18 protein-coding genes are annotated in these 20,491 nt (G+C 70.5%); 10 read left to right on the top strand and 8 right to left on the bottom strand.

The genetic code is table 11. The features are described 5' to 3' along the window. Positions 1-470: 470 nt before the first annotated feature. Entirely contained in the window at positions 471-1,466 is a 996-nt protein-coding gene (locus tag ABT170_RS16090) for a sigma-70 family RNA polymerase sigma factor (protein WP_266922798.1), read from the top strand. Between the two features lie 158 nt (positions 1,467-1,624). Here the strand turns inward: ABT170_RS16090 and ABT170_RS16095 are convergent, their stop codons facing one another. Beyond that, positions 1,625-2,821 carry a WYL domain-containing transcriptional regulator gene (locus tag ABT170_RS16095; RefSeq protein WP_351867836.1) on the bottom strand — a complete coding sequence of 399 codons (1,197 nt, stop codon included), beginning with the start codon at positions 2,819-2,821 and terminating at the stop codon, positions 1,625-1,627. 61 nt (positions 2,822-2,882) lie between these two features. Here ABT170_RS16095 and ABT170_RS16100 point away from each other — a divergent pair, with 61 nt between their 5' ends. Further along, positions 2,883-4,520, top strand: coding sequence for an MFS transporter (locus ABT170_RS16100; protein ID WP_443034312.1), 1,638 nt, complete (start codon positions 2,883-2,885; stop codon positions 4,518-4,520). A gap of 204 nt (positions 4,521-4,724) precedes the next feature. On the opposite strand, the gene ABT170_RS16105 is transcribed toward ABT170_RS16100, so the two are convergent. After that, the gene (locus ABT170_RS16105) at positions 4,725-5,471 is read right to left on the bottom strand and encodes a DUF6227 family protein (protein WP_351867839.1); all 747 of its coding nucleotides are present in this window, start codon (positions 5,469-5,471) and stop codon (positions 4,725-4,727) included. 243 nt (positions 5,472-5,714) lie between these two features. Beyond that, positions 5,715-6,794: a P1 family peptidase gene (locus ABT170_RS16110; RefSeq protein ID WP_329943938.1), complete on the bottom strand. Its 1,080-nt coding sequence runs from the start codon at positions 6,792-6,794 to the stop codon at positions 5,715-5,717. A gap of 305 nt (positions 6,795-7,099) precedes the next feature. On the opposite strand from ABT170_RS16110, the gene pflB reads away from it, so the two are divergent. From pflB to ABT170_RS16150, 8 genes are all read left to right on the top strand, one after another. Continuing rightward, the gene (pflB, locus tag ABT170_RS16115; RefSeq protein ID WP_329943858.1) at positions 7,100-9,358 is read left to right on the top strand and encodes a formate C-acetyltransferase; all 2,259 of its coding nucleotides are present in this window, start codon (positions 7,100-7,102) and stop codon (positions 9,356-9,358) included. Positions 9,359-9,512: 154 nt separating this feature from the next. Beyond that, entirely contained in the window at positions 9,513-10,307 is a 795-nt protein-coding gene (gene pflA / locus ABT170_RS16120; RefSeq protein ID WP_351867843.1) for a pyruvate formate-lyase-activating protein, read from the top strand. A gap of 154 nt (positions 10,308-10,461) precedes the next feature. Next, positions 10,462-11,625 (top strand): MFS transporter, encoded by a 1,164-nt coding sequence (locus tag ABT170_RS16125; protein WP_329943856.1) that lies wholly within the window; start codon positions 10,462-10,464, stop codon positions 11,623-11,625. Next, on the top strand, positions 11,622-13,946 hold the full coding sequence (locus ABT170_RS16130; protein ID WP_329943855.1) for a molybdopterin oxidoreductase family protein: 2,325 nt from the start codon (positions 11,622-11,624) through the stop codon (positions 13,944-13,946). Before ABT170_RS16125 ends, ABT170_RS16130 begins: the two co-directional genes overlap by 4 nt. A 6-nt stretch (positions 13,947-13,952) precedes the next feature. Then, on the top strand, positions 13,953-14,555 hold the full coding sequence (locus ABT170_RS16135; RefSeq protein WP_329943854.1) for a 4Fe-4S dicluster domain-containing protein: 603 nt from the start codon (positions 13,953-13,955) through the stop codon (positions 14,553-14,555). After that, a complete protein-coding gene (locus ABT170_RS16140) occupies positions 14,552-15,286 on the top strand; it encodes a QcrA and Rieske domain-containing protein (RefSeq protein ID WP_351867848.1) in 735 nt (244 codons plus the stop codon). The genes ABT170_RS16135 and ABT170_RS16140 overlap by 4 nt, the downstream gene beginning before the upstream one ends. After that, a complete protein-coding gene (locus ABT170_RS16145; RefSeq protein WP_351867851.1) occupies positions 15,283-15,660 on the top strand; it encodes a hypothetical protein in 378 nt (125 codons plus the stop codon). The genes ABT170_RS16140 and ABT170_RS16145 overlap by 4 nt, the downstream gene beginning before the upstream one ends. A gap of 39 nt (positions 15,661-15,699) precedes the next feature. Beyond that, positions 15,700-15,927 carry a hypothetical protein gene (locus tag ABT170_RS16150; RefSeq protein ID WP_329943851.1) on the top strand — a complete coding sequence of 76 codons (228 nt, stop codon included), beginning with the start codon at positions 15,700-15,702 and terminating at the stop codon, positions 15,925-15,927. 4 nt (positions 15,928-15,931) lie between these two features. Here ABT170_RS16150 and mscL read toward each other — a convergent pair whose 3' ends face one another. The 5 genes from mscL to ABT170_RS16175 form a co-directional block, all read right to left on the bottom strand. After that, entirely contained in the window at positions 15,932-16,438 is a 507-nt protein-coding gene (mscL, locus tag ABT170_RS16155; RefSeq protein ID WP_329943850.1) for a large conductance mechanosensitive channel protein MscL, read from the bottom strand. Positions 16,439-16,551: 113 nt separating this feature from the next. Continuing rightward, entirely contained in the window at positions 16,552-17,085 is a 534-nt protein-coding gene (locus tag ABT170_RS16160) for an RcpC/CpaB family pilus assembly protein (RefSeq protein ID WP_351867854.1), read from the bottom strand. A gap of 551 nt (positions 17,086-17,636) precedes the next feature. Next, on the bottom strand, positions 17,637-18,578 hold the full coding sequence (locus ABT170_RS16165) for an S-methyl-5'-thioadenosine phosphorylase (RefSeq protein ID WP_351867857.1): 942 nt from the start codon (positions 18,576-18,578) through the stop codon (positions 17,637-17,639). 88 nt (positions 18,579-18,666) lie between these two features. After that, positions 18,667-19,023 carry an FmdB family zinc ribbon protein gene (locus tag ABT170_RS16170; RefSeq protein ID WP_329943847.1) on the bottom strand — a complete coding sequence of 119 codons (357 nt, stop codon included), beginning with the start codon at positions 19,021-19,023 and terminating at the stop codon, positions 18,667-18,669. A 66-nt stretch (positions 19,024-19,089) separates the two neighbouring features. Further along, the gene (locus tag ABT170_RS16175) at positions 19,090-20,370 is read right to left on the bottom strand and encodes an MFS transporter (RefSeq protein ID WP_351867860.1); all 1,281 of its coding nucleotides are present in this window, start codon (positions 20,368-20,370) and stop codon (positions 19,090-19,092) included. Positions 20,371-20,491 lie beyond the last annotated feature (121 nt).

A 20,491-nucleotide genomic window follows, 5' to 3' on the forward strand; every position in this document is an offset into this window, starting at 1 on the left:
CGGGGGGGGGGGGGGGGGGGGGGGGGGGCCCGGGGCGGGGGGGGGGGGGGGGGCGGGGGGGGGGGGGGGGGGGGGGGGGCGGCCCGGGGAGGGCCGCCCCCGGCTTCCGTTCGCTGCCGACAATGCGGACATCCTGAGCAACCGGTGAACGCTACGGGCCGTCTTCAGAGGTGAGGGGGGCGCAGTCGGGTGCGCCGGGTGAAAGAGGCCGTTCGTGTGTGAGCGCGGTCTCACGGGCGACATGGTGGCAGATGTCCGTGAGTGCCTCCGGATCGGCTTCCGTACCGGTCCTGACCTGCGCTTCAGCGGGTAGGAGCGGTGTGCCTGCGGCGACCGGCGGCGGACAGGGTACTGCATGATCGCGAAAATGAATGAGTGGCATGGGAATTCTGTCCGGATTCCAGTCGTTGTTTCCATCGGATGCAGGGCACCCGAAAGGGTGTCGCGACCTACATAGCAAGGGAGCACGCATGGCAACCCGTGCCGTCGCCCGTCGTTCGTCCACCACCGGTGGGACCGACCGGGCAAGCAGTGTTCGCGCCACAGGCGAGATCGCCGATCGCGACCTGGTCGGCATGTACCTGGACGAGATCGCACGCACACCACTGCTCGACGCCGCGAAGGAAGTCGACCTCTCGCAGACCATCGAGGCGGGCGTCTACGCCCAGCAGATCCTCGACGGCGAAGTGGAGAGCGAAGCCGGTGGGGCGAAGCGTGAGGAGCTGGAGGCGCTGGTCGCCGAGGGCGAGCGCGCCAAGGACATATTCATCCGTTCCAACCTCCGGCTCGTCGTTGCCGTGGCCCGACGCTATCCGCGGGCGGGGCTGCCCCTGCTCGACCTGATCCAGGAGGGCAACGCGGGCCTGGTGCGCGCGGTCGAGAAGTTCGACTACGCCAAGGGCTTCAAGTTCTCCACGTACGCGACGTGGTGGATCCGCCAGGCCATCACGCGTTCCATAGCCGACCAGTCCCGCACCATCCGGCTTCCCGTCCACCTGGTGGAGGAGCTCGGCCGGATACGCCGGGTGCAGCGCGAGTTCAACCGCGAGCACGGGCGCGACCCGGAGCACGCGGAGATCGCCGCCGAGCTCGACTCCAACGCCGAGCGGGTCGGCAATGTCCTGGACTGGGCCCGTGACCCGGTCAGCCTGAACATGTCCGTGGACGACGACGGCGACACGCAGTTCGGCGATCTGCTGGAGGACACCTCCGCGGTCTCGCCCGAGCAGTCCGTGATGACCTTGCTGCGCAGCGAGGAGCTGGAGGACCTGATCGGCAAGCTGGACAACCGGACGGCTTCGATCATCAAGATGCGCTACGGCATAGAGGACGGCCGCGAGCGGACCCTCACCGAGGTGGGCAAGGAACACGGCCTCACCCGGGAGCGGATCCGCCAGATCGAGAAGCACGCATTGCTCGAATTGAAGCGAATGGCTCACGACACGGGCTTTGACGCTGCGGCGTGAGCCAATAACCCGTAACCTCCCAATCAAGCCGGTTCGCACCGGCCCACCCGACCGGTTCATGCCGGTCCCCTGAGCTGAGTCCCGGCGCCCACCCCCCCCGGCGCCGGGGCTCATTCATGTGTGCGGGGCGCGACGCCCTGTGTGCCGGGCGCCGCCGCTCAGGATGCGGCAGGCGGTGCCGGCGGTGCAGGCGGTGCCTCTGCGGGGGATGCGGGGGGTGCGGGGTCCGGGCCGGGGTGCGCGGCGCGTCCCAGGCGGGCGCCCAGTCCGGCGACGTACTCCACCAGCTGCGGCGGACCGTGCACCGAGAACTCGCAGTCCACCAGGGCCAGCCGCAGTGCCAGCCACTCCAGCGAGTCGGAGGCGACGGCGCGCAGCCGGCAGCTCCGCTCCCCGGTCACCTCCGGCGCACCGAAGGCCGCGGGCAGCCGCGCCGCCACGAACTCCGAGGGCGCCTCGAAACTCACGTCGAAGCGCAGCTCCGGCTTCATCCGGGCCATCGAACGGGTCAGGAACTTCGCGGCGTCCCCGCTCCCGACGCCCCCCGTGCCTCCACCGCGCTCGCCGCCCCGGCCGTTCCTGCCTCCGTTGCCGCTCCTGCCCGTCCCGCTGTTCCCGTCCGTCCTGCTGCCCGTCCTGCCCGTCCCGCCGTCCCCGCTGTTCCCACCGTCATCGCCGTCGTCCCCGTCCTCACCGGGCAGCGGCCGGGGAACGAACCGGGCCCCTGTCGCGAACGGCTCACTGACCCGGTCCACCCGGAACGTACGCCAGTCCTCGCGCTGGAGGTCGTACGCGACCAGATACCAGCGCCGCCCGGTACTCACCAGCCGATACGGCTCGACCTGCCGCTTCGTCTCGGTGCCGTCCCCCTTCCGGTAGGTGAACCGCAGGCGCTCCTGCCCGGTGGCCGCCGAGGCGAGCGTCGTCAGGGTCTGTGGATCGATGAGGGACCCGTCGCCCCGGGTCAGCGGGACCGTGGCGTGCTGAAGCGCCGAGACCCGGTGCCGCAGCCGCGAGGGCAGCACCTGTTCCAGCTTCGCCAGGGCGCGTACGGAGGCCTCGTCGACGCCCTCGATGGCATGCCCGGCGCCTGCCCGCAGCCCCACCGCGATGGCCACCGCCTCCTCGTCGTCCAGCAGCAGCGGCGGCATGGCGGCGCCGGCGACGAGGCGGTAGCCGCCGACCGAACCGCGCGAGGCCTCGACCGGATAGCCCAGCTCGCGCAGCCGGTCGATGTCACGGCGGATCGTCCGCGCGCTGACGTCGAGCCGCTCGGCAAGCTCGCTGCCCGGCCACTCGCGGGGCGTCTGGAGGAGCGACAGCAGATTCAGCAGTCGTGCCGAGGTGTCGGTCATGGGTTCAGGATGCCGGTCCAACAGGTCATGAACTGACCTAATGGGCCTCTAGCTTCTCCGCATGCCTTCTTCCGAATCACTGCCGTCCACGGCGGTCGCACCCATGGAGCCGAAGGGGCCGACAGCCCCGGTGGCCCCCGCCGACAGGCGCCGCTGGTTCGCGCTCGCCATCGTGATGACCGCTGCCTTCATGGACCTGGTCGACGTCACGATCGTCAACATCGCCATCCCGAGCATCAAGCGGGACACCGGCGCCTCCTTCACCTCGATCCAGTGGATCACCGCCGGATACGCCCTCGCCTTCGCCGCCGGGCTGATCACCGGCGGCCGGCTCGGCGACATCTACGGCCGCAAGCGGCTCTTCCTCATCGGCATCGGCGGCTTCACCCTCGCCTCGGCCCTCTGCGGCTTCGCCGCGAACCCGGAGATGCTGGTCGCCTCCCGCATCCTCCAGGGCGGCATGGCGTCGCTGATGGTGCCGCAGGTGCTGTCGATCGTCCATGCCACCTTCCCGGCGCACGAGCGCGGCAAGGTCTTCGGCCTGTTCGGGGCGATCGTGGGACTCGGCGCCGTCTCCGGACCGCTGCTGGGCGCGCTGCTCACCGAGTGGAACCTCTTCGGCCTCGAATGGCGGCCGATCTTCCTGATCAACCTGCCGGTCGGCATCGCGGGACTGATCCTGGGGCGGAGGTTCATCAGCGAGTCCAAGGCGCCGAAGGCGCTCCGCCTCGATCTGGTGGGCGTCGTCCTGGTCACGCTGGGCCTGCTGATGCTGCTGTACCCGCTCACCCGAGGCCGCGAGCTGGGCTGGCCGCTCTGGGGCCACGTATCGATGGTGGGCAGTCTGCTCGTGTTCCTGGCGCTGATCGCGTACGAGCGGCGCAAGGCCCGCTCCGACGCCTCGCCGCTCATCGAGCTGTCGCTGTTCCGCGTCAAGAGCTTCGCCGCGGGTATCGCCGTTCAGCTGACCTTCGGTATCGGCCTCGGCATCTTCTTCCTCGTCTGGACGCTCTACATGCAGATGGGCCTGGGCTGGAGCGAGCTGCGGGCGGGTACGACGGGCATTCCGTTCTCGATAGCCGTCTCGGTGGCCGCCGGGGTCTCGGTACAGAAGCTCGTACCCCGCTTCGGCCGCAAGGTCCTCCAGGCGGGCGCGCTGCTGATGATCACCGGGCTGCTGCTCTACATCTGGGAGGCGGAGCGGTACGGCATGGGCATCGAGGCATGGCAGATGGCCCTGCCGCTGGTGGTCATGGGCGTGGGGATGGGGCTGATCGTGGCCCCGCTGACGGACGCAGTGCTCTCCGAAGTGCCCAAGGAGCACGCGGGATCGGCGTCCGGGCTGATCAACACGGTCCAGCAGATGGGTACGGCGCTGGGGCTGGGGCTGGTGTCGGTCGTCTTCTTCGGGGCGATCGGCGACCGGCTCGGTCCGGAGGCGGTGGGCCCGGCGTTCGTGAACGCGTTCCAGCAGTCGCTGTGGTGGGTGGCCGGAGTGCTCGCGGTGATCTTCCTGGTGATGTTCGCGCTGCCCGCCAGGCCGCGGGCCCATGTGGAGGGCGCGGGGGACGGCGGTACGGAAGCGGACGGCGGTACGGAGGCGGACAGCGCGGGGGACACGGACGGCGCGGGTCGTGCTGGTTCCGCAGCCGGGGCCGGTGACCCCGGGGCCACCAAGGAACCGGCGCTGACGCACTGACGCACGGGCGCGGTGAGGTACTGACGCACTGGCGCGCTGATGTACGGGCGCGGTGAGGCGGCCGGGCGCTGGGTCCGGCCGACGCCTCCGCCGGCATCCCGGCGATGACCCCGCCGAATCCCTTACCGACGCTCCGTCGGCATCCCGGCCGGCTGCTGCCCGTGCCCCCTGTTCGCACAGGCGGCGCGGGCAGCCGTACGTGGGTCAGCAGATCCGGGTGCGGTTCTCCATGGCCGTGCGGGCGTCGCGCTCGGCCCCGTACACCTCGCACATGTGGCGGCCGTCGGGGGTCGCCGTGTGCTCGACCTCCCACAGGCTCGTCTCGCTGCCGTCCAGCAGCAGGAAGGCGTGCTCGTAGAGCGTGAAGCCCGCGTCCTGCCCGTCGACACGGCACTGGCGCCCGAAGATCTGGGTGATGTGGTGGGCGAAGGCGGCCCGCAGCGTCCGCGCGGTCTCCTCACCCGGCCGGTCGCCGTTCTCCGCGCGGCGCAGGACGCGGCGGGCGTGGTCCGCCGAATTGTCCGGTGCGTACATCCGGGGCAGCGGGGCCGGGGGAGCGGACATCAGGAGGGTGAGGACCTCCAGATCCGGCTGCGGGCTGTCGTCGCCGAAGACCGGGGCGTCCGAGAAGCTCCCGGCCAGCCTGGTGGCGGCGACATGGGCGTCGGTCTCGTCGTCGTACAGCTCGTGGCGGCGGGGGACCGTGATGTCCCGGCCGCCGCTGTGGACCAGCTCCCACAGGGTCAGGGCGGAGCCGTCGGAGAGGAGATAGGTGTGCCGATAGGTCTCACGGTGCAGGACGGAGCTGTGGTGCGAGGAATGCAGGGCACTGCTGTGCGCCAGAGCCGTACCGAGTCGGTCGACCGTGATGTCGGGCAGGTCGAACGAGTTGAGGGCGCGTCGCAGGAGTCGGTCGAGGTGCTGCTCGGTTGTCTCGTACGGATCGCTCAAGGTGCTGTCTCCAGGCCGTCGCCGCGTGTTACTTGATGCGTGCATAACGTAGTCCCTGGGTCTGACATCGTGACCGGGGTTCGTAAAAACGTAGGGCACACGCAGAAAGTTCCCGGACGATTTCGGGAGGTTCGGGTGAACTTCCTTGCCGGGGCGGTCAGTCGGGCCGCCGTGCGCCCCCTCGGTGGTGATGCCCCGACGGCTTCCCTTGGTGGGTGCCGCCGCCCGTGGACGCCGCTCATGTCAGCCGCCGTAGAGGTCCGTGTACGAGGGGAACGCGCCCCCCGGGCCCTCGGTGCTCCCGGCCGCGCGCACCGCCTTCACGATGGCGCGGGCGAGGGTGTCGGCGCCCGCCGCGAGGATCTCGTTCAGTGCGACCGGATTCTCCGGCGGGAGCGGCAACCGCCCCGTGGCCAGGGCGAAGACCGTGTCCCCGTCGGTCAGCAGATGGACGGGGCGCACGGCGCGCGCCAGCCCGTCGTGCGCGGTGCCCGCCAGCTTCTGGGCCTGGGCCCGCACAAGGGCGGCGTCGGTGGCCACGACGGCGATGGTGGTGTTGAAGGGCGGGGCGCCGCCCCCGGCCGCCTCATGCGCCTCCTGCGCCCGTGCGAGCCGCCGCAGCGCCTCACTGTGCGCCTCGGGTGACGGATGCGCGGGTGGCTCCCCCGCGCCGTACTCCCCGTAGAGCACCCCGGTGCTCGGATCCAGGACCGACCCCGCCGCGTTGACCGCGACGAGTGCGGCGACGGTCACCCCGGAGGCGAGCCGCACGCTCGCCGTGCCGATGCCGCCCTTCAGCTGCCCGGCCACCGCTCCGGTTCCCGCGCCGACCGCGCCCTCGGCCACCGGCGCCCCCGATTCCGAGGCGGCGGCGGCCATCACCGCGGCGCGGCCGGTCGAGGCGTCGGGGCGGGCCCTCCAGTCACCGCCGCGCCCCAGGTCGAAGAGGCAGGCGGCCGGCACGACCGGTACCACCTGATCCGGGCGGGGACCGACCCTGACGCCCCGGCCCTGCTCCTCCAGCCAGGCCATCACGCCGGACGCGGCGTCCAGGCCGTACGCGCTGCCGCCCGTGAGGACCACCGCGTCGACCCGCTGCACCAGATTGCGCGGATCCAGCGCGTCGGTCTCCCGGGTGCCCGGTCCGCCGCCGCGCACATCCACGGCGGCCACGGCGCCGCCCTCGGGCGCCAGTACGACGGTGGTTCCGCTCAGGGCGCCCTCTCCGGCCACCCGGGCATGACCGACGCGGATACCGGCCACATCGGTCAGCGCGTCCGTCCTCGGCGGCTCAGGGTGGCGGCGGGGGTCTTCACGGGTCATCACATGCTCCTCGGGGCCGCCCTGGGGCGGCTCGGCGGTGATGCTGCGGGCCATGCGGACGAACGTACAGGCAAGGCGAGCGACGGGGGCGGGGAAATTTCTTGTGAAAGTATTCACAAGCGAACTATGGTCCAAAGTCCCGAAGAAACGCGCAGCTCAGAAGGGGTGTGCTCGCGTCCGGGCGGAAACAGTGGGGACCTTTGGCCTTTCACCGGGGACCAATGCGGCCATCCGGACACGGAAATCGGGCGTGGAATGGAGGCAGAGAAAAAGAGGCGTACGGACGGAATCGGAAGGTACGGGCCATGACGGCAGCTGCTGCGGAGACGACGACGGACAGCGGAGCCTGGGACGGCTTCAAGGGCGGGCTGTGGCGGGACGCGATCGACGTCCGCGACTTCGTCCAGCAGAACTACACCCCGTACGAGGGTGACGGTTCCTTCCTCACCGGACCCACCGCCAGGACCACGGCGGTCTGGGAGAAGCTCCTCGCGCTGTTCCCGGAGGAGATCGCCAAGGGCGTCCTCGACGTGGATGTGAAGACCCCGTCCCGGATCGACGCCTTCAAGCCCGGCTACATCGACGCCGACCGTGACCTGATCGTCGGCCTCCAGACCGACGCCCCGCTCAAGCGCGCCATCATGCCCAACGGCGGCTGGCGGATGGTCGAGGGCGCCCTCGACGCGTACGGCTACGAGGCCGACCCCGAGGTCAGGGAGATCTACACCCATCTCCGCAAGACCCACAACGAGGGCGTGTTCGACGCCTACACCCCCGAGATCCGCGCCTGCCGCTCCTCCGGCATCATCACCGGGCTGCCCGACGCCTACGGCCGCGGACGCATCATCGGCGACTACCGTCGCGTCGCCCTCTACGGTGTCGACCGCCTGATCGCCGCCAAGGAGGCCGACAAGGCCGCACTCGGCGAGGAATGGGCGACCGAGCACGTCATCCGGGACCGCGAGGAGATCTCCGAGCAGATCAAGGCGCTGAACGAGCTGAAGGCCATGGCGATGTCGTACGGCCATGACATCTCCGGCCCCGCCCGCACCGGCCGCGAGGCCGTGCAGTGGCTGTACTTCGGCTACCTCGGCGCGGTGAAGGAGCAGAACGGCGCGGCCATGTCGATCGGCCGCATCGACAACTTCCTCGACATCTACCTCCAGCGCGACATCGAGCGCGGGCTGCTGACCGAGGAGCAGGCGCAGGAGTTCATCGACGACTTCGTCATCAAGCTCCGCATCGTGCGCTTCCTGCGCACCCCGGAGTACAACGACCTGTACTCCGGCGACCCGACCTGGGTCACCTGGTCGATGGCCGGGATCGGTGAGGACGGCCGCCCGCTGGTGTCCCGTACCACCTTCCGCGCCCTGCAGACCCTCTACAACCTGGGCCCGGCCCCCGAGCCGAACCTCACGGTCTTCTGGTCGCGGCGGCTGCCCGCCGGATTCAAGGAGTTCGCCTCGCGGGTCGCCATCGACACCTCGGCGATCCAGTTCGAGTCGGACGAGCTGATGCGCCCGAAGTACGGCGACGACACGGCGATCGCCTGCTGCGTCTCCGCCATGGCGGTCGGCAAGCAGATGCAGTTCTTCGGCGCCCGGGTCAATGTCGCCAAGGCGCTGCTGTACGCGATCAACGGGGGCCGCGACGAACGCTCCGGCAAGCTCGTGGTGGACGGCTTCGAGCCGATCACCGATGAGTACCTCGACTACGAGACCCTCGCCGAGCGGTACGACGCGATGCTGGACTGGCTGGCCAGGACGTATGTGCACGCGCTGAACGTCATCCACTTCATGCACGACAAGTACGCCTACGAGCGGCTGGAGATGGCCCTCCACGACCGGGAGATCCTGCGCACGATGGCCTGCGGCATCGCCGGCCTCTCGGTCGCCGCCGACTCCCTCTCCGCCGTCAAGTACGCCCGGGTGAGGGTGATCCGGGACGGGTCGGGGCTCGCGACCGACTACGAGATCGAGGGCACCTACCCGGCGTACGGCAACAACGACGACCGTGCCGACTCCCTCGCCCGGGGGATCGTCCACGGCTTCATGGAGAAGGTCCGCAAGCACCCCACCTACCGGGACGCGGTGCACACCCAGTCGGTGCTGACGATCACCTCCAACGTCGTCTACGGCAAGAAGACCGGAAACACCCCGGACGGCCGCCGCTCCGGCGAACCGTTCGCCCCCGGCGCCAACCCGATGAACGGACGCGACGAGCACGGCTACATCGCCTCCGCGCTGTCGGTGGCCAAGCTGCCCTACGACGACGCCGAGGACGGCATCTCGCTGACCAACACCATCACGCCCGACGCGCTCGGCCGGACCCCCGAGGAGCGGATCGCGAACCTCTCCGGTGTGCTGGACGGCTTCATGGCCAGCGACGGCTTCCACATGAACGTCAATGTGCTCAACAAGGCGACCCTGGAGGACGCCATGGAGCACCCGGAGAACTATCCCCAGCTGACCATCAGGGTCTCCGGATACGCGGTCAACTTCGTGCGGCTGACCCGCGAGCAGCAGCTCGACGTCATCAACCGCACCTTCCACGGCTCGCTCTGACCGGCCCCGGGGCCCCGGCCCCGGTCCACCGGCTCCGGCCGAGCCCCCAGAACCGCGCGGCGTCGGGTGCCCATCCCCCGTAGGGCCCCGGCGTCGCGCGCCGCCACTTTGCTCCGCAGCCCACCGCCAGCCGTCCGCACAGGAGGCCCCTGCCATGGCCCTGATCCTCGACAACTCCCTCACCCCCGTCACTCCTGCGGGTGCGGCCACCCACCGGCCGATCTCCGGCTCGGTCCACTCCTGGGACCTGTCGACGGGTGTCGACGGGCCCGGCACGCGTTTCGTCACCTTCCTGGCCGGCTGCCCGCTGGCCTGCCTGTACTGCCACAACCCCGACACCATGCGGATGCGCAGCGGGACGCGCATGGCGGCCGGCGACCTGGTCGCGGAGGCGGCCAAGTACACGACGTTCATCCGGGCCGCCGGTGGCGGGGCCACCATCAGCGGGGGCGAGCCGCTGCTCCAGCCGGTCTTCGCCGGTGAGCTCTTCCACCGCTTCAAGTACGAGCTCGGCCTGCACACGGCCCTGGACACCTCCGGCTTCCTCGGCGCCCGCGCCACCGACGCGATGCTGCGCGATGTCGACCTGGTCCTCCTCGACATCAAGTCCTGGGACCGCGAGACCTACCGGAAGGTCACCGGCCGGAAGCTTGAGCCGACCCTGGACTTCGCCCGCCGCCTCGCCGGCCTGGGCAAGGAGGTGCACGTCCGGTTCGTGCTGGTGCCCGGACTGACGGACGACCCCGGCAACATCGAGGGCGTCGCCTCGTTCGCCGCCTCCCTCGGCAATGTGTCCCGCGTCGACGTCCTGCCCTTCCACAAGCTGGGCGAGGCCAAGTGGCAGGCGCTGGGCAAGCCCTTCACGCTGCACGGGACCCCCTCTCCCACGCCCGAACAGGTCGCCGCCGCCCGGTCGCTCTTCGAGGCCCACGGACTGCGGGCCGTCTGACAGAGTCCTTCCGCCCTTCCGCCCTTCCGCCCTTCCGCCGCTCCGCTGCCTCCCTCGCTTCTCCGGGGCCGTTCTACGACTGTCCGGGCGACTCGTTCACCCCCTGGTCCCCTAAAACGGGACCAAACGCCTCATACGTCCCTACGGTGGCGGAGTGACCGAGCCACCAGAAGCCTCCGCCTCAGCCGAGCGGCCCACCCCCGGCGGTCCCACCGGACCGGGCACCGTTTCCGATCCCGACGAGGGCCGGGGGGCCGCCGGACCCGCTCCCGACGCCCCTGCCGCGCCGAACGCCCGGTCCGTCGGCAACCGCGCGAGGCTGGCCGGGGTGGCCGTCTCCGTCCTGCTGATCCTCGCGATCGTGTTCGGCAGCCGGATGCTCCACAACTTCGACTCGGCGCTCCTCCCGTACGCCGTCGCCACCGTCTTCCTCGCCTTCGGTGTCGCCTACCGCTACACGGTCTGGATCTCCGCGCCCGGCGCCCGCCGCCTGTTCACCCAGGGCTGGCGCAGCCTCTTCTCGGCCGACAACTTCCGCAAGGCCCCCACCGCCCTGCCGAAGATGATCGCCACCTATCTGGGCTTCCAGAAGTTCCTCGGCGCCAGGTCGCACGCCCGCTGGGCCGCCCACCAGCTGATCTTCTGGGGCTGCATCCTCGCCTCGCTGATCACCTTCCCGCTGACCTGGGGCTGGTTCACCTTCACCTCGGGCAGTGGCTCGGGCCCCGGCTACGAGATGCGGATCTGGGGCTTCAAGATCCTCGGCTTCGACTCGCTGAACATCCTCGGCTGGCTGATGTTCCACGGCCTGGACATCGCCGCCGTACTCGTCATCCCCGGCGCCTCGTACTTCCTCTGGCGCCGGATGAAGGACCGCGGTGCCATCACCGGCCAGCGCTTCGCCTACGACCTGGTGCCGCTGATCGCCCTGATCGTCATCTCCGTGACGGGCCTGCTGCTCACCTTCTCCTCGATCTTCCTGCACGGCGGCGGCTACGAGTTCCTGGCGATCCTCCACATGGTCTCGGTGGTCTTCACCCTCATCTACATCCCCTTCGGGAAGTTCTTCCACATCGTCCAGCGCCCGGCCGCGGTCGGCATGCAGCTGTTCAAGTACACCGGCCGCAAGGACGACAAGGTCTTCGCCTGCCGCCGCTGCGAGGAACCGATCGACACGGGGCCGTACGTCGAGAACCTGCGCGGCACCATGCGCGACCTCCGGCTCGACTTCGACGAATGGGCCGAGTACTGCCCGCGATGCAAGCGGGTGCTGCGCGGCAGCGCCTACCTCTCCCATGTGAAGAAGGGCTTCCAGTGACCGCGGATCCGCGAGCTGCCGACCGCCGTACGCGTCTCCCCCTCGACCCCTCCCTCGCACCGCCCGGCACCCGCGGATTCCGGGACGCCGGGGGGATCCCGGCCGACCAGTGGCACGCCGACCAGAACGGCGAGACGCTCGTACCGACCCACTGCTGCTTCTGCGGAGTCCAGTGCGGGATGTATCTGCGGGTCGACCGCGGCGGCAAGGTCTTCGGCGTCGAGCCCCGCAACCACGACATCAACCGGATGCGGCTGTGCCCCAAGGGCATCAACGCCTACCAGCAGGTCAACCACCCCGACCGGCTCACCGCCCCGCTCATGCGCCGCTCCCGCGACGAGGAGTTCCACGAGGTCTCCTGGGACGAGGCGCTCGACTTCACCGTCTCCGAGATCAAGCGCATCCAGCAGGCGCACGGGAACGATGCCTTCGGGCTTCTCGGCGGCGCCAGCCTCTTCTCCGAGAAGACTTATCTGGTCGGCAAGTTCGCCCGGGTCGCCCTCAAGTCCCGGCACGTCGACTACAACGGCAGGCTCTGCATGGTCAGCGCGGCGGGCGCCAACAAGCTCGCCTTCGGCATCGACCGGGCCGGCAACCCCTTCTCCGACATCCTGCTCACCGACTGCCTGCTCATCGCGGGCTCCAACATCGGCGAGTGCTTCCCCGTGATGACCCAGTACGTGTGGGGGGCCCGGGACCGCGGCGCCAGCCTCATCGTCATCGACCCCCGCGAGACCGCGATCGCCCGCACCGCGGACATCCATGTCGCGCTCAAGCCCGGCACCGACTCGGCGTTCTTCAACTCCGTGCTCAACGTGGTCATCGAGGAGGGCCTCACCGACGAGAGCTATCTCGCCGCCCATGCCACCGGCTGGGCGGAGGTCAAGGCCAAGGCCGCCGAATACCCGCCGTCCCGCGCCGCCGGGATCTGCGGGGTCCCCGCCGAGCAGATCGTCCAGGTCGCCCGCACCTTCGCCCGCGCGCCCAGGGCCATGGCCTGGCACGCCCGGGGGATCGAGCACCACTCGCAGGGCGTCGAGAACTGCCTCTCCGTGATCAACCTCTGCACCGCCACCGGCCACATCGGCAGGCCCGGAGCCGGCTACGGCACCATCACCGGCCAGGGCAACGGGCAGGGAGGCCGCGAACACGGCCAGAAGTCCGACCTCCTCCCCGGCGGACGCTCGATCATGAACGAGGAGCACCGGCGGCAGATCTGCGAGATCTGGGGCATCGAGGAGTCCGAACTCCCGCCCGCCGGTACCTCGATGATGGAAATGGTCTGGCAGATGCAGCGCCGCGAGATCCGAGGCCTGATCGGCATCTGCAACAACCCCTTCGTCTCCCTGCCCAACTACAAGGTCGTCAAGGAGGGGTACGACGCCACTGAATTCCATGCCCAATTCGACTTCTTCCTTTCCGAGACCGCTGCCAACGCGCATGTCGTCTTCCCCGTCACCACCTGGGCCGAGGACGACGGGGTGATGGCCAACGCCGAGGCCCGGGTGGTCAAGCACAACAAGGCACAGGACCCGCCCCCCGGCGTACGCACCGACACCTGGGTGATGTGCGAGCTCGCCCGGCGCCTCGGCGCGGGGGACAAGTTCGCCTTCGCCGACTCCCGCGCGGTCTTCGACGAACTGCGCGTCGCCTCCGCCGGCACGGTCAACGACTACTACGGCATCACCTACGAACGGCTGGAGGAGACCGGCGGTATCGCCTGGCCCTGCCCCTCCACCGACCACCCCGGCACCCCCCGGCTCTTCGAGGACGGGAAGACCTACCACCCCGACGGCAAGATCCATATGCAGGTCGTCGAGTGGCACCCGCCGATGGACCCGTACGACGACGAGCACCCCATGTCGCTCACCACCGGACGCACCGTCGCGCACTTCCTCTCCGGCAACCAGACCCGCCGCCTGGGCGCCCTCGTCGAACAGACCCCGCGCCCCTGGGCCGAGCTCCACCCCTCCCACGGCTTCCGCAACGGCGAACCCGTCCGCGTCGTCACCCGGCGCGGCAGCGAGGTCTTCCCCGCCCTGGTCACCGAGGCGATCCGCCCCGACACCGTCTTCATCCCGTACCACTGGCCGGTCCCCACCTCGGCCAACGCCCTCACCATCGACGCCCTCGACCCCCGTTCCAAGATCCCCGAATACAAGGTGTGCGCCTGCCGCATCGAGCACGCGGAGAAGATCGACGAGGTCCCCGCGCCGCCGGTCGCCCCCGGCCATGTCGCCTATCCGGAGACCCAGGTGTCCCGTACCGACCCGCTGCCTCCCACCGCCCCGCAGGGCCGTGGCACCTCGGAGAGGAGCTGAGCCCGGATGATGGGCAGAACGATCTTCATCGACCCGGGGCGCTGCATCGGCTGCCAGGCCTGTGTCTCCGCCTGCCGCGAATGCGACTCGCACCGCGGCAAATCGATGATCCACCTCGACTACACCGACGAGGGCCGGTCCGTCGCCTCCCTTCCCACGGTCTGTATGCACTGTGAGGACCCGGTCGCCCCGTGCGCCGAGGTCTGTCCCGCCGACGCGATCCTGGTCACCGCGGACGGTGTGGTGCAGCAGGCCGACACCACCCGCTGCATCGGCTGCGCCAACTGCGTCAACGCCTGCCCCTTCGGCGTCCCGAAGATCGACCTCCAGGCGAAGCTGCAGATGAAGTGCAACCTCTGCTACGACCGGACCGCCTACGGTCTCGCCCCCATGTGCGCCACCGTCTGCCCCACCGGAGCGCTCTTCTACGGCACGTTCGAGGAGCTCCAGGCCGAACGCCCCGGCGTCCAGGTGGCAGACACCTTCGTGTTCGGCGAGACCGAGGTCCGCACCGGCGTGGCCATGGTCGTCCCCGCCGACAAGGTCCAGTGGCCGGTACCCGGCGGCCTTCCCGTCGTCGAGATCAACGGGAAGGACGTCCGCCGATGAGCGTCACCGAACAGCAGCCGGGCAGCGACCGGGGCAACGGCGGAGACCCGCGCGAGGCGCTCCACGACCGGATCGCCGCCGACTCCCTGACCACCCGGCGCGACTATCTCCGGATCGTCGCCACGGTCTCCGGCGGACTCGCCGTCGGCGGCCTCGGCGTGGCGAGCGGCATCCTGCACCGTCATGGCGACGGCGAGGACGGCAAGGCCCCCGAGCCCAAGCGGATCACCCCGCAGCTCCTGCCCGGCGAATCCATCGCCTTCCGCTACCCGGGCGAGGAGGACAGGGCCGTCGCCGTCCGGCTCAACGACGGCACCCTCGTCGGCTACTCCGCGGTCTGCACCCATCTCGCCTGTGCCGTGCTCTGGCGCAAGGACCGGGGAACGGAGGGCGAGCTGTACTGCCCCTGCCACGAGGGCGTCTTCGACGCCCGGTCCGGAGAGGTCACCGCCGGACCGCCACCCCGCGGACTGCCCAAGGTGGTCCTCACCGAACAGACCGACGGCAGCGTCTGGGCGATCGGCACCACCCGCTCCGGCGAGAGCATCGAGCAAGGGCTCTGCCGCCAGCTCGGTGATGACCGCCCCGACCTCGCCTCCCGCATCGGATGCCCCGGCACCGAGGGCGGCGCGGAGGCACCACCCCGCGCCGCCGCAGCCGCGGGAGCGGCGACGGCAGCCGGCACCGACGACGGTGCGACCCGAGCCGAGACCCCCGGCAGGCGGACATGAGCGAACACCCGCAGCCTTCGGACCCGCGGTACCCGGAGTACCACCCGGGCAGCGCCCGCCCCCAGCTGAACCGTCCCGTCCATGAGCGCTATCCGCAGATCCGCGCCACCAGCGGCTACGGAGACCCACGGGTCCGGCACACCGGTCCCGGTCCCGGCGCGGGAACCGACCAGGAACCCGAGCGCTCCTCGAAACTGACGGCCCGCCTCACCCTCGCCATGACCGTGGTCATCGGGCAGCTCTGGGGCCTGACGGTGATCATCGACGAATGGATGGAGGGCAACACCGGAACAGCCTGGTGGGGGGCCGGTTTCCTCTGTCTGTCGTTCCTCGTCGTACTGGGACTCTGGCTGATCGACCCGAAGGACCGCTGACGGCCGTCACCCCGCGGGGAGCCGCCGTACCCTGGAAACATGAGCACCGCCCCCGCCCCCGGACCGCGAGATTCGAAGCCGCCGCAGCAGCACCAGGAGCAGCCGCCGCGGGAACCGAAGCCCAAGCCGGTTCTGATCTTCGACGATCCACTGGACCAGCAGTCCGCGGACGATACGGACCGGGGGTGGGGTGAGCGGCCTCCGTCCGGCGGCAGCGCCGCAGATCTGGCGCGCTTCCTCGACGAGAAGCCGCCCCACCACATCTGAGCCGCTACTGGCCGCGTTCCTGTCCGGCGGCCGGGCCACCGCCGTCGCCCGACTCGCTGCCACGCTGGGCGACGAGCGCGTCGCGGATCTCCTTGAGCACCTCCAGCTCGCTCACCTCCAGCGTCTCCTGCACGCCTTCCTTGGCAGCCTGCATCGCCGCCCGCCTGGCGAGGTACTTGGCCATCGGCAGCACCATCAGGAAGTAGACGACCGCGGCGGTGATCAGGAAGCTGAGTGCCGCGCTGAGCACCGAACCCCACAGGATCTCGATGCCCTCCGTCGTGCCCGTCTTCGGGTCCGTGACGCAGGGGGCCTTCAGGCAGTAGCGGTACTTCTCCAGGTCCTGGGTGCCGAACGCACCGACCAGGGGGCTGATGACGCCCCTGACGATCGCGTTCACGATGTTGGTGAAGGCGGCACCGATGACGACGGCGACCGCGAGGTCGATGACATTGCCGCGCATCAGGAAGGCCTTGAAACCTTCGAGCAGACTGACCTTCTTCTCGCTCACAGGTGAGCCTTCTTTCGCATGTGCCGTAGGGGGAGCGAACTGCTCCGCAACCTAAGGCGGGCGAAGGCGGCACTGTCCAATTCGGTACTTCTCCAGGGTGACTTGGCAGCATGTCAGTACGCATGTGACACCGCCACGGCCAGTCGGCCCGTCACACCCGCCCCGGCCAGCGCCACCGCCGTCTCCCGCTTCACGGAGAGCATCACCAGCGCCCCGCCGCCTTCGTCCGAACCGCCCCCGTCACCCGGGCCCAGGAGCTCCGCACCCTCCCCGGAGGTCCGTGGCACCTCCGCCACCCGTACGTCCCTCGCCACCACCCGCGCCTCCCCCCGCGCGTTGTCGGACGCGATCACATCGACCCTGTCGCCCGGCCGCAGCAGACGGACCGTCGCCGCGTCCGCGATCCGCACCGGCGCCGACACCAGCCGTACCGACAGCCGCCCGGCCTCCGGAGCTGCACCCGGGGAAGCGGCCCTCCCCTCCGCGCCGCCCAGACCGGAGGCCGCGAGCGCGGCTGCCGTCAGCGCGAGCCCCGCAGCCATCGCCCGCCGCTGCCCGCGCACCATCCGCCGCAGCCGGTGGCCCCCGCCGCCACGCACCCGCAGTGGTGCGAACGGGGGCACCCCGACCGGCGCGGGCGCCGACACCGGCGGCCAGGGCGGCCTGACACCGGCGTCCGAGCGGAAGCGGGTGGGAGGACCGGGGGGAGAGACAGAGAGAGGAACGGAGGGAGAAGTGGTGGGAGGAACGGGCGGAACCGGAATGTGAGGAGCGGCGGAAGGAACGGGAGACGTGGAAGAAGCGGAAGCCGTGGAAGGAACGGGAGCCGTGGAAGGAACGGGAGCCGTGGAAGGAGTGGTCGGAAACATGGGCGCCACCTGGAATCGAGTGAGGGGAGCCCGGCCGGACGTCCCGGCCGAACTCCCCTCACGATCCACCGTCAGCCGGAATCCCGCTGAGCCCTGTGGACAACCCCGGCGTTGTGGAAAACTCCGTCACCCACATCCGCCACCACGTCCATGTGCGCGGACAGCGCACCGCAGACAGAGCACCTGCGGCCGCGCACCGCAGACGCCGCGCACCGCAGACGCCGCGCACCGCAGGCGCCGCGCACCGCTGTCCGCACACCGCAGGCGCCGCCCACCGCTGTCCGCAGGACGTACACCGCAGGACGTACACCGCAGGCCGTGCACCCGCCCTACGGCAGCTCGATGCCCGTGTCGATCCCGTCCAGGGCGTGGACGCACGCGCAGTTGCGGTGCTCGGTGGCCGGCAGCGCGGTCACGGCGTCGAACAGCACCGAGCGCAGCCGGTCCACGTTGGCCGCGAACACCTTCAGCACCTCTTCGTGGGAGACGCCCTCGCCCGCCTCGGCACCCGCGTCCAGGTCCGTCACGAGGGTCAGCGTGGTGTAGCAGAGCCCCAGTTCGCGGGCGAGCACGGCCTCGGGGTGCCCGGTCATCCCGACCACGGACCAGCCCATCGACGCGTGCCAGCGCGATTCCGCCCGGGTGGAGAAGCGCGGACCCTCGACGACGACCAGCGTCCCGCCGTCCACCGGCTCCCAGTCGCGCCCGCGCGCCGCCGCCAGCACGGCCTTGCGGCCCTCGGCGCAGTAGGGGTCCGCGAACCCCAGATGCACGACGTTCGGCACGGCCCCGTCGGCGCGGGTCTCACCGTCGTAATACGTCTGGGCGCGGGCCTTGGTGCGCTCGACCAGCTGGTCCGGGATCAGTAGGGTCCCGGGGCCGAACTCCGGCCGCAGCCCGCCGACGGCGCACGGTCCGAGCACCTGACGCACTCCGACGGAGCGCAGTGCCCACAGGTTCGCGCGGTAGTTGATGCGGTGCGGCGGCAGGTGGTGGCCGCGTCCGTGACGGGGCAGGAAGGCCACCCGGCGGCCACCGATCTCACCGAGGAAGACCGAGTCGCTGGGCTGCCCGTACGGGGTGTCCACGCGAACCTCGGTGACGTCCTCCATGAAGGAGTAGAAGCCCGAGCCGCCGATGACACCGATCTCCGCGCCCGCGGCCGAAGCGCCCGAAGCCGTCGATGAGCCCGTACCCACGTCCGTACCCGTACCGGCACTCACGCCCGTACCACCCGTTCCCGTTCCCGAATGCGCCTCTTCGTTCGCCATGCGGCCACAGTATCGGGGGGAAAACGCCGGGACCCCGCCGAGTCGATCGGCGGGGTCCCGGTGAGGCGTGCGGTGGTTGTACGAGGGCTCAGGCGGCCGACGTACCACTCGACGAAGTCGACGCGGACGAAGACGACGACGAGGAGGAAGAAGAGGACGACGAAGAGGACGAAGCGGTCGACTTCGCGTCCGAACCCGTCGACGACGAGGTGGATGCGGAATCGGACGACTTCGAGCCCGACGACGCCGGTGTGCTGCTCGACGAGGAGCCACGGCTGTCGTTCCGGTAGAAACCGGAACCCTTGAAGACGATGCCGACCGCAGAGAACACCTTCTTGAGGCGTCCGTCGCAGCTCGGGCACACGGTCAGGGCATCATCGGTGAACTTCTGCACCGCCTCAAGGCCCTCGCCGCACTCGGTGCACTGGTACTGATAGGTCGGCACTTGCTCCTCCTGGCACTCTCACTCAATGAGTGCTAACGACGCTCCATACTGACGTATTCCGCTCGATCAGTCCACCGTGACCGGCTCGCGGTGACCGATCCCACGTGCCACAGTGCGTCCCGCGGCCTTCGGAGCCAGCCGTGAACGCAGGGCCAGCAGCGTCACCAGCGCCAGTACCGTCCCCGCGAGCGGCACCAGGAATCCGGTGCTCGCCCCGCGGGCGTCCGCGAGCTGTCCGGCCACGGTCACCGCAGCCGCCTGACCGAGCGCCACCGCCCCCGTCAGCCAGGTGAACGCCTCCGTCCGGGCCGACGCCGGGACCAAGGCGTCGACCAGGGTGTAGCCGCTGATCAGCGCGGGAGCGATGGAGAGGCCGACCAGCAGCCCGAGCCCGGCCAGCAGCGGCACCGAGTGGACGGCCCACAGTCCGGACGCGGTCAGGGTCAGTGCCAGATAGCCGATGATCAGCCGACGGCGCGGGCTGATCTTCCAGACGATGGCGCCGCAGGCGATGCCGGCCAGCATGTTGCCGGCCGCGAAGATCCCGTACAGCATGCCGTTCACTCCGGGGCGGCCGATCTCCTCGGCGAACGCGGTCAGGGAGACCTGCATGCCGCCGAATACGGCGCCGATGCCCAGGAAGGTGATCGCGAGCACCCGGACGCCCGGCACGGAGAGCGCGGAGGCATGCGGTTCGGCGGCGGTGGCGGCGCTCCGGGGCGCGGGCTGCGTGGAGCGCTGGGCGGCGAAGAGCAGTCCCCCGACGAGGGTCAGAGCGGCCTCCGTGAGCAGCCCGGCCGCCGGGTGCACGCCGGTGCACAGCGCGGTGGCGAGAACCGGTCCGAGGACGAAGGTGAACTCGTCCGTGACGGACTCGAAGGCAGCGGCGGTGGCCATCAGCGGTGAGGCCGGCCGGCCGGGCGCGGCCCCCAGCTTGGCCGCCCAGCGGGCCCGCACCATCGGCCCGATCTGCGGTATCGAGGCACCGGTGGGCACGGCGGCCAGGAACAGCGCCCACAGGGGCGCATCCGCCAGCGCGAGCGCCGTGAGCGCGCCCACCGAGACGGCGTGCACCAGAACGCCGGGCAGCAGCACCGCGCGCTGCCCGAAACGGTCGGCGAGCTTGCCGCTCTGCGGGGCGAACAGCGCCATGGACACGCCGGAGACGGCGGCGACGGCGCCCGCGCTGCCGTACGAGCCGGTGGTGTGCTGGACGAGGAGCACGATGCCGATGGTCAGCATCGCGAAGGGCTGCCGTGCGGCGAAGCCCGGGAGGAGGAAGGTCCACGCACCGGGGGTGCGCAGCAGTTGCCCGTATCCGGGGCGGTCGGAGACCGTGGACGCCACGGTCCTTGCCTTTCTGCCGCCTGGTGGCCGCGTCTCCTCGGGGCCCTTGTGGGGCCCGTGCGGAGGCTGCGCCGAGAGCTGTCCTCATTCGCGCGGAACTGCGGTAGATGCCGGACGCTCG

It is taken from the genome of Streptomyces sp. NPDC001787 (assembly GCF_040297465.1).
Classification (GTDB): domain Bacteria; phylum Actinomycetota; class Actinomycetes; order Streptomycetales; family Streptomycetaceae; genus Streptomyces.